Origin of the sequence: Mesorhizobium sp. M2E.F.Ca.ET.219.01.1.1 (assembly GCF_004016445.2) — a bacterium.
Lineage (GTDB): Bacteria > Pseudomonadota > Alphaproteobacteria > Rhizobiales > Rhizobiaceae > Mesorhizobium.
Window position 1 is genome coordinate 97,279 of record NZ_SADT02000009.1, and the last position, 6,328, is coordinate 103,606.

Annotated in this window: 4 protein-coding genes and 1 pseudogene; 3 read left to right on the top strand and 2 right to left on the bottom strand. The window is 64.6% G+C overall.

The genetic code is table 11. The annotated features are described in order from the left end of the window. Positions 1–103: 103 nt before the first annotated feature. On the top strand, positions 104–1,387 hold the full coding sequence (locus tag EN862_RS33175) for an ATP citrate lyase citrate-binding domain-containing protein (RefSeq protein WP_127868716.1): 1,284 nt from the start codon (positions 104–106) through the stop codon (positions 1,385–1,387). A gap of 12 nt (positions 1,388–1,399) precedes the next feature. Continuing rightward, on the top strand, positions 1,400–4,111 hold the full coding sequence (locus EN862_RS33180; protein WP_127868717.1) for a CoA-binding protein: 2,712 nt from the start codon (positions 1,400–1,402) through the stop codon (positions 4,109–4,111). Positions 4,112–4,406: 295 nt separating this feature from the next. On the opposite strand, the gene EN862_RS33185 is transcribed toward EN862_RS33180, so the two are convergent. After that, on the bottom strand, positions 4,407–4,883 hold the full coding sequence (locus EN862_RS33185) for a phage prohead protein (RefSeq protein WP_245519801.1): 477 nt from the start codon (positions 4,881–4,883) through the stop codon (positions 4,407–4,409). A gap of 481 nt (positions 4,884–5,364) precedes the next feature. Here EN862_RS33185 and EN862_RS33190 point away from each other — a divergent pair, with 481 nt between their 5' ends. Beyond that, on the top strand, positions 5,365–5,694 hold the full coding sequence (locus EN862_RS33190; RefSeq protein ID WP_245519802.1) for a hypothetical protein: 330 nt from the start codon (positions 5,365–5,367) through the stop codon (positions 5,692–5,694). Positions 5,695–5,728: 34 nt separating this feature from the next. On the opposite strand, the pseudogene EN862_RS33195 reads toward EN862_RS33190, so the two are convergent. Beyond that, a pseudogene (locus tag EN862_RS33195) lies at positions 5,729–6,328 on the bottom strand (dienelactone hydrolase-related enzyme); the annotation flags it as partial.

Genomic DNA, 6,328 nt, shown 5'->3' on the forward strand with positions numbered 1-6,328 from the left:
GGCGAGCCTAACCTTTACTTCATCGACCTCGATAAATTCGTATGCTTGAGTGCCGATCAGGTCAACCGGCCGAACCATGCTACGATCAATTGGGAGAACCGCCATGCACCTCACCGGCATGCTCTACGGATCGAGGCTGCTCAGGCACGTCGACTTCCCCGCGTCCGAGGTGCTCGGACCTGACGCGAGCGAGGACGCGATCCAGGACCTGATCGCCCGCCATGGCCTGATCTTCGTCAAGCCGGTCTTCCGCGGCGGCGTCGGCAAGAAGGGCAAGGCGGGACTAATCGGCAAGGCTCGGGACCTCAAGACCGCGCTCGCCGAAAAGGAGCGGCTCTACTTCGCCGAGCACCGTCATGGCAACGCCTTCGCCAAGGCCAACGGCGTGACCTTCGAGGCCGGCATTCCCGCCGAGCACGAGGTCTATTTCGCCACCACCGACGACACGCATTTCCGCGCGCCGACCATGACGCTGACCCACCGCGGCGGCGTGGACATCGAGGATCTCGATAAGTCCGACATCGCCACCGTGCCCTTCGAGGCGCTCACGGGGCTCAAGGCCTTCGTGGTGGCGAACGCGCTGACGGACATTGGCGCGCCGCGGGAGATCATCTCGCCGCTGGTGCAGCACCTGCCGAAGCTCTGGGAGCTGATGCACCACTACGGCATGACGACGCTGGAGCTGAACCCGATCCGCATGCGTCCCGGGCGCGACGGGCGGTTGACGCCGGTGGCCTGCGACTTCAAGTGCGGCTTCGACCGCGACGATCCGCGTGTGGGTCGGCTCGGGCTGCCGGACCAGCTGTTCGCGGCAGACATCTCTGCATTCGAGCAGGAGGTGAACCAACTCCGCACCCACCAGGGCCAGTCGGATGTCTTCGTGATCAACGAGAGCGGCACCATCCTTGCCCCGACCTTCGGCGGCGGCGCCAACAGCCTCGTCACCGAGGTGCTGGGCGAGGCGGCGATCATCTCGTCCGACTTCGGCGGCAACCCGCCCTACGAGAAGATGAAGGCGGTGGCCTCGATCTGCTACCGGCACTTCCTCGCCCAGACCAACGTGCTCTTCATCATCGGCGGCAAGTCGAACAACACTGACATCCTCGAGACCTTCCGCGGCATGGGCGACGCGCTGCGCGAATATTTCGCCGCGCACGGGCCGACGCCGCTCTACGTCGTCGTAGGACGCGGCGGTCCGAACCTGGTGCGCGGTATGGGCAACCTCGCCGAGACGCTGGAGTCCCTCGGCCTGCCCTACCGCTTCTTCGGCTTCGACAGCGCGATCTCCGAGGTCGTGAACTACGCCAAGCGCGTCGACACGTGGATGCGCGCCGGCGGCCGCGACGAGATCGCCGCTACCCTGGGGCTCAAGGCCGCGGCGGCCTGAGGGAGGACGGACATGTATCACAAGGGCATCGAAGGCTTTCCCTATTTCCTCGGCCTCCGGTCACTGGCCGATATCGCGACCCGCGACGACCGGGTCTGCGTACTCAACATCCTCGGCGGCGAGTCGCGCACGGTCACGCCGACCAGCCACGCCTTCTCCGGCGGCAACGTGGTCTTCGGCACCTCGCCCGGCCGCGGCGGGCACGTGCTGAAGACGCCCGTGGGCGACATCCCGGTCTACAACAACGTGCGCGAGGGGCTCGACGCCGGCCACGCCTTCGACACCGGCGTCGTCTACCTGCCGCCGTCGGGTGTGCGCGACGGCGTGGCCGAGCTCGTGCGGGTGAACCCGGGCTTGCGCAAGATCGTCATCATCACCGAGAAGATCTCCGTGCACGACGCCCGCGAGATTCGGGCGATGGCTCAGGCGAACGGCATCGACATCATCGGCGGCAACTGCCTCGGCGTCGCCGATTCGTGGAACCGCGTGCGCATCGGCGGCGCGCTCGGCGGCGACAAGCCAGAGGAGTCGCTGCTCAAAGGCTCGGTTGCGATCTTCTCGAACTCCGGCGGCTTCACCACGACGATCGCCCAGTATCTCGGCACTGCGGGCTGGGGCACGACGACGCTCGTCTCCTCCGGCAAGGACGTCTACATCCACTACGCCGCGCCCGACTTCGCCCACGCCTTCGGCAACGACGACCGTTCCAAGGCGGCGGTGCTCTATGCCGAACCCGGCGGCTACTACGAGCAGGGCATCGACTGGACGAAGCCCGTCGTCGCCTGCGTCGTCGGCCGCTGGAAGTCGAAGCTGACCCGTGCCGTCGGGCATGCCGGCGCTATGGCCGGCTCGGGCGACAGCGCCGAGGACAAGGAGCGCTGGTTCATGGAGGCCTTCGGCGTGCCTGGCCGCTTCACGCCCGAGAACCCGGTCGTGTCCGCGAAGGGCGCCGTCGTCACCAACATCGCCGACATCCCCGCCGCCCTCACCGCGGTGATGGCGCTCAACGGCGCCGCGCCCGACTTCGCGCCGCGTGGGGACCTCGCGCTAAAGCCCTGGGTCGCCAACGACCAGGGCCTGCGGCTGCCGCCCGATCTCGCCATGCCGGCCGTCACCGCGCCCGAGCCCTACGCCGGCCAGATCGCCGCGCTCGGCGCCCAGGTCGGGGCGGTGGTCGCGCGGCAGAACATGAAGGACAAGTCCGGCGCGTCGGTCATGGACCCGAAAACCCAAGTGACGAGCGTGCACGGCCATTCAGTGCTCGATCTCGCGCTTGAGCCGCTGGAGGCGACCGTCGCCCTGCCGCTCGTGCACGAGATCGCCACCGAGAACGACCGAGCGATGCTCGACGTCGCGGTCGCAGCCGAGGTCAACCTCGTCGGCGACCCGATCCTCGTCGCCGCCGACGCGGCGCGGGAGGCCGGCAATGCTCCGAACGCGGTGATGGCAGCCGCCGCCGCCATCGTCGGGCCGAAGCGGGTGGAGCGGGCGCTCGGCTGCACCCGGGCGCTCATCGGGCTCTTCGCCCATTCGGGCCTTAGGGACGGGCGCGACGAGGAATTCGACGCCTCGGGGATTGTCTGTGACGACGCCACCCGGGCGCTGTTCCTGGCCACCGAGGCCGAGGCCGCCGACCCGCGTCCAGAGGCGATGCTCGCAGCGATCGCGGCTCGCGGCGGCAGGTCGGCGTTCCTGAAGTTCCTTGGAGGCCTCGGCGGCCGGTTGTCGCGGGACGCAATTCTCGCGGCCATCGCCACGACAATCGCCTGGGGGCCGCTGGTGCGCAAGCGCATCTCGCGCCTTACCGCCGAGACACTGCCCTGGTACCTGCGGCTCTATGGCGTCATGGTTGGCGCGACGATCCCCGGCGAGCACCACCGGTCGGGCTCGCTATGGGGCATCCGACGCGACGAGCGCTTTGGGCAATGGACGATGGCCGACCTCTGCTTCCTCGCCATGACTGGAAAGAAGCCCACCCCCGAGGAGGCGCTGCCGCTGCAGATGCTCGTCGGGCTCCTGATTTCGAACGGCCCTGGGTCGATCTCGGCTCAGGGTGCCAAGGGCGCGGTCTCGGCGGACGGGCCACAGACGCCGGCGCGCGTGCAGATCAACAAGGCGATGGTCGGCTTCCTTACCCATACCGGCTACAGCCACGGCGGCAACGGCTTCGAGGGCATGGCCTTTCTGCTCGAGCAATTCAAGGACGCCGGGCTGACCGACCCCTCCGACCCAGCCCACGGCCTCGACCTGAAGGCGATGGCGACGGCGTTCGCGCGCACGTACCGCCGTGAGAAGGCCCAGGCCAAGGAGCTCGGCACTGAGGTCCGCGCGCTCCCCGGCGTCCACCACCCGGTCTTCAAAGGCAAGCCCGTCAACCACGATCCGCGCGAGCGCTTCATCGCGGAATTCATGGCGCGGCAAGGAAAGTACAACGTCTTCCACGCCTTCTACCGCGAGCTCGTCCAGGCACTCCACAATCAGGGGGCCTCGCCTTACGTTTTCTGCGTCAACGTTGACGCGGTAATTGCGGCGCTGCTGCTGGCGCTGCTGTGGAAGGACTTCAAGTCCGGCACCCTGACCGAGCGCGACCTGGAGACCGCGGCCTTCACCGTCTTCCTATACGGTCGCATGATCGGCGCGGCCGCCGAGATCGACGACCACCTGAACCGCGGCCGCAACATGGACACCCGCACCCCCCCGCCCGCCTGCGGCTTCGTGGTCTGATGGCGACCCCGCCCGCCACCAGCCCGCGGTCCGCACCATCGCCGCCGCGGAATACTGAACTGATCCCACACCGGCTTTGGCTTTGACTTTAAAAATGACCGGAACCCACACCCTTAGCGGTCATTTGCTTCGCCCGAATGGATGTCCGGCTTGGGTCAGAACTTCCGGTTCAGGCTGTGCGGCGGAAAGGCAGAGAGGGGTCGAACCTTGCCGATCAGGCAGCGGCGAAACGCCTACCGTGAATCTGTGTCCCAATAATGCACAGGGGCCAGAGGGCAGCGCCCTCTTTCCTTCCTCAGGAATGGAAGTCGGCCGCGGAGAGCGGCCGGCAATAACTCTCGAACGGTTCCTTGAAAGCTTCCGGCCCGAACAGAAGCGGCCCGGCATAAGGCCGCACAAGAGAGAGGTCACGATCATCATCGATCGCGAACGCAACGTGAGGCTGATAGGTCGGGTGTTCCCACTTCGCCCCGTGCCGGCGGAACTGCGCATGACGTTGGCGCAGTTTCCGGCATCCGAAAATCAGGACAGCCACACCACCGAATTGGTGGACCAGCCGCCGGCGCCCTCGAGGCACGGACAGATGGCCGTCGCATGCCGGAATCTCTCGCCACGGCAACGGCTCGCGGCTGAGTGCGATCGTGACATGCAGCGCTGAGGCGCGGATCGGTCTTTGAAATCCTTCGCCCTGAGCCCATCCGAGCAAGTCATCCGGATTGAGAAGCGATCTGCTTACGAACAGGGGACGGCAGGCAGCAGATTTCTTCGTCATGATCGGTCACCGGATTCGAACAGAGCCGTCCCGGAATGCTCCAGGACGGCTCCCGTGGTTGATGACAAGAAGGGCTAGGGACTTGCCATCACCAACTCGTGATTGTCGTTGGCGTCGCGCACTATGCGGATTTCGTCCGCCGCTGTAAACTGCCGCATGCTGCCATTTTGGGTGTATCGATTTTGATTGTTGGCTGCGAAGCAGCCCGCACGAGCGATCGTCACCCGTATAGGCGGAGACCACGCGAAGCTCGGTTCCGTGCCGCATGCATAGAGCGCGGTCGCGAAGCGACGTGCCAGAATTCCGTGCCGCCGCACACCGTTCCAAGGTGCATCCGCGTATCCAATTCGGCTACACTGATTCGTGAGGCGCTTTTCAGCAATCAACTGGCAGGAGCAGGGGCAGAACCCTCTTTCGAGGAAAGGATCCAGAAACTCGGCTTGCGATCGACGATCCGCATTTCGACAGCCGGTTTGTCCATTTGATCTTCAGCGACAGGGCAGGCAATTGTGGCATCCGGCAGGGCGTACAGCAGGAGCAGCCGAACTATGAGGCTGAGCCGAACGAAGACCGATGGAAGGACACTGGAACCCCAGGTTTCTTTTTTGCAGAACTGGACGAGGTGCGGCAGGCCGTCATCGAGCTCCGCGACGAAGTCACTTCGAACGAGGACGATGAGCCTTCATGGAGTCCGGTACGCATCGAGCGGATTGAACTCCTCGCTCCGACGGCCCAGAACCTCCTGACCCTGCTCAACGAAGGAATTGGACCACTGGTCCAAAGCTATGAAATCGTGGAGACCATTGCCTGAGCCGGAGCTTACAGTCCGACGGCCAACGCCAAGCTCAGGATCGCCGGGCCGCCTCGTGAGCTCGCGACAGAAACCGCTTCAAGCTCAAACCGGCCAACAAAATGTAAGGCGGAATGGCGAGTGAATAGTGACCACAGTTTAATTCCACAATATTTGGCCTCGCTCCGGCGTCCTTCAGCCTCCGCATGAACCTCTTCGACAGCTCTGGCAACACCACTTTGTCTCTCTTAGCCAACACAACATGAAGATCGAGATCAGGCCGTGCCAAACTATGTGCGTAATTCTCCAAGTTAAGTGGCCCCCAGGCCCTTCTGAGATCGGTCAGTTCAATCTCAGGCTCAAGGCTGTCACGTATCAATCGTGTCGCGCGACCCGTCCAAACCATATCCGCAAGACTCCCCGCCGTCAGAAACAGCGCGGCTTTTGACACAGCCGAGTCGTGCGCAGCAATTAACCCCGCGACCCAGGAGCCTAAGCTCATACCGAGAACCGAAACCTTTCGATAACCTTCGCTCTTCAACCACCGTATGAGTTTTCGCCCATCCAATACTCCCTGCCTTACAGATTGAATTGTTCGCCCGATATTCGGGCTAAGCATATAATCTGCATGCAGGGAGCCGGGACGGCTGCGCTC

Excerpts from the sequence above, each read along its gene's own strand:
- EN862_RS33175 (WP_127868716.1), top strand. The coding sequence starts at position 104 with ATGCACCTCACCGGCATGCTCTACGGATCGAGGCTGCTCAGGCACGTC.
- EN862_RS33180 (WP_127868717.1), top strand. The coding sequence starts at position 1,400 with ATGTATCACAAGGGCATCGAAGGCTTTCCCTATTTCCTCGGCCTCCGG.
- EN862_RS33185 (WP_245519801.1), bottom strand. The coding sequence starts at position 4,883 with ATGACGAAGAAATCTGCTGCCTGCCGTCCCCTGTTCGTAAGCAGATCG.